This window comes from Flagellimonas olearia, assembly GCF_004150225.1.
Lineage (GTDB): Bacteria > Bacteroidota > Bacteroidia > Flavobacteriales > Flavobacteriaceae > Flagellimonas > Flagellimonas olearia.
The window spans coordinates 1-3329 of record NZ_ML142919.1; the positions used below are offsets into that span (position 1 = coordinate 1).

The 3329-nt window shown below is 53.6% G+C and carries 1 tRNA gene and 2 rRNA genes; all 3 read right to left on the minus strand.

The window, feature by feature from the left end:
* Window positions 1-38 precede the first annotated feature (38 nt).
* Window positions 39-150 (minus strand): 5S ribosomal RNA (rrf, locus tag DN53_RS17805).
* 110 nt (window positions 151-260) lie between these two features.
* A 23S ribosomal RNA gene (locus DN53_RS17810) occupies window positions 261-3078 on the minus strand.
* A 174-nt stretch (window positions 3079-3252) separates the two neighbouring features.
* Window positions 3253-3329, minus strand: a tRNA-Ala gene (locus DN53_RS17815).

Below are 3329 nucleotides of genomic sequence, written 5' to 3' on the forward strand. Positions count from 1 at the left end.
GAACAAAAAAGCCCGATACGTTATGTATCGGGCTTTGAGGAAGGCGGCGACCTACTCTCCCACCTGGTGTGGCAGTACCATCGGCGCAAACGGGCTTAACTTCCCTGTTCGGAATGGAAAGGGGTGGGCCCCGTCGCCATGGCCACCTAGATCTTCAATATCTTAAATGTTCATGATATGACATATTATGGGACGGACCTTTGGCAAGGCCCAAAAAAGAGTCAACGAAGTATTGTTTTTACAAGGAAGCCCCGAGAGGGCCGCGCAAGCTTACGGGCAATTAGTACCGCTCGGCTGCATGCATCGCTGCACTTCCACCTACGGCCTATCGACGTGGTCATCTCCCACGGCCCTTTAAAGAAATCTCATCTTGTGGCGGGTTTCGCGCTTATATGCTTTCAGCGCTTATCCCATCCCGACTTAGCTACCCGGCGATGCCCCTGGCGGGACAACCGGCGCACCAGCGGTCGGTCCAGTTCGGTCCTCTCGTACTAGAACCAGATCCACTCAAATTTCTTACGCCCGCAGTAGATAGAGACCGAACTGTCTCACGACGTTCTGAACCCAGCTCGCGTGCCACTTTAATGGGCGAACAGCCCAACCCTTGGGACCTTCTCCAGCCCCAGGATGTGACGAGCCGACATCGAGGTGCCAAACCCCCCCGTCGATGTGAGCTCTTGGGGGAGATCAGCCTGTTATCCCCGGCGTACCTTTTATCCTTTGAGCGATGGCCCTTCCATACGGAACCACCGGATCACTATGCCCTACTTTCGTACCTGTTCGACCTGTATGTCTCACAGTCAAGCGCCCTTGTGCCATTGCACTCTACACACGATTGCCAACCGTATTGAGGGCACCTTTGGAAGCCTCCGTTACTCTTTTGGAGGCGACCACCCCAGTCAAACTACCCACCACGCACTGTTCCTCGTTAGAGGTTAGGCCCCGGACAAACGAAGGCTGGTATTTCAACAATGGATCCACACTGCCTGGCGACAGCGCTTCAAATCCTCCCAGCTATCCTACACATCCCTTGCCCAGGGTCAATACGAAGCTATAGTAAAGGTGCACGGGGTCTTTTCGTCCCACTGCGGGTAACCGGCATCTTCACCGATACTACAATTTCACCGAGATCATGGTCGAGACAGTGTCCAGATCGTTGCACCATTCGTGCAGGTCGGAACTTACCCGACAAGGAATTTCGCTACCTTAGGACCGTTATAGTTACGGCCGCCGTTTACCGGGGCTTCAGTTCAACGCTTCACCCGAAGGCTGACGTCTCCCTTTAACCTTCCGGCACCGGGCAGGTGTCAGGCCCTATACTTCATCTTTCGATTTGGCAGAGCCCTGTGTTTTTGATAAACAGTCGCCTGGACCAGTTCACTGCGGCTCCCCCGAAAGGGAGCGACGCTTCTCCCGAAGTTACGCGTCCATTTTGCCTAGTTCCTTGACCATGAATCTCTCGAGCGCCTTAGAATTCTCATCCCAACCACCTGTGTCGGTTTACGGTACGGGCCGCATATCTCGCTTTTCTTGGAGGCAACGCCGCTGGATTATCACCGCGGCCGTGGCCTTGGTGTACTATCGCTTGCGCTTCAACGTGCTATTCCGTCAGCACGCACCAACTAAGTTGCCCCGTCACTTTTAATGATATGCGGGTACGGGAATGTTGACCCGTTGCCCATCCACTGCCCCTTCCGGGTTCGTGTTAGGTCCCGACTGACCCCCGGCTGATTAGCATGGCCGGGGAAACCTGGGTTTTTCGGCGAAGGGGTTTCTCGCCCCTTTTATCGTTACTTATGCCTACATTTTCGTTTCCGTACGCTCCACGGGACCTCGCAGGCCCGCTTCAACGCAGAACGGAATGCTCCCCTACCCATCTTTCGATGCCATAGCTTCGGTAATGTGCTTATGCCCGATCATTATCCATGCGGGACCGCTCGACCAGTGAGCTGTTACGCACTCTTTAAATGAATGGCTGCTTCCAAGCCAACATCCTGGCTGTCTGTGCAGTCCCACCGCGTTTTGTCAACTTAGCACATATTTGGGGACCTTAGCTGATGGTCCGGGTTCTTTCCCTCTCGGACATGGACCTTAGCACCCATGCCCTCACTGCCCTGAAACATTATATAGCATTCGGAGTTTGTCAGGAATTGGTAGGCGGTGAAGCCCCCGCATCCAATCAGTAGCTCTACCTCTATATAACTATCAGAACGCTGCACCTAAATGCATTTCGGGGAGTACGAGCTATTTCCGAGCTTGATTGGCCTTTCACCCCTACCCACAGGTCATCCCAAGACTTTTCAACGTCAACGGGTTCGGTCCTCCACTATGTGTTACCACAGCTTCAACCTGCCCATGGGTAGATCGCACGGTTTCGCGTCTACTACTACCGACTAAAGCGCCCTGTTCAGACTCGCTTTCGCTGCGGCTGCGGCACTGAATGCCTTAACCTTGCCGGTAAAAGTAACTCGTAGGCTCATTATGCAAAAGGCACGCCGTCACCCCCAAAGGGGCTCCGACCGCTTGTAGGCGTATGGTTTCAGGGTCTTTTTCACTCCCTTGTTCAGGGTTCTTTTCACCTTTCCCTCACGGTACTGGTTCACTATCGGTCTCTCAGGAGTATTTAGTCTTGGCGGATGGTCCCGCCGGATTCACACAGGGTTTCACGTGCCCCGCGCTACTCAGGATACCACTATCTTTAACGCTCCTTGCCTGTACCGGGCTATCACCGTCTACGGCCCCTCTTTCCAAAGGGTTCCAGTTCGTCACGCAAAGAATCCCGTGGTCCTACAACCCCAACATTGCCGGAACAACATTGGTTTGGACTAATCCGATTTCGCTCGCCACTACTCTCGGAATCACTTTTGTTTTCTCTTCCTCCGCCTACTTAGATGTTTCAGTTCAGCGGGTTCGCCCACCTTGCGGTGTGACTGGCCTTCAACCAGCCGGGTTGCCCCATTCGGACACCCACGGATCAATGCTCATGTGCAGCTCCCCGTGGATTTTCGCAGCTTATCGCGTCCTTCGTCGCCTCTGAGAGCCCAGGCATCCCCCATACGCCCTTCTTTTGCTTGTCGCATTATGTGCAAAAGCACAAATGCCCTCTCGTAATCCTTATATATTCTATTCTACTTCGTGTTTCTTCTTTTGACTTCGCCATGATGGTATAACCATCACGCTCCGTCCCAATATGTCAATGAACTTGTGGCGAATCGCCACCGATGTTTAACGATCAGCGGACAATCTTTGCCGTGGTGGAGAATATCGGAGTCGAACCGATGACCTCCTGCGTGCAAGGCAGGCGCTCTAGCCAGCTGAGCTAATTCCCC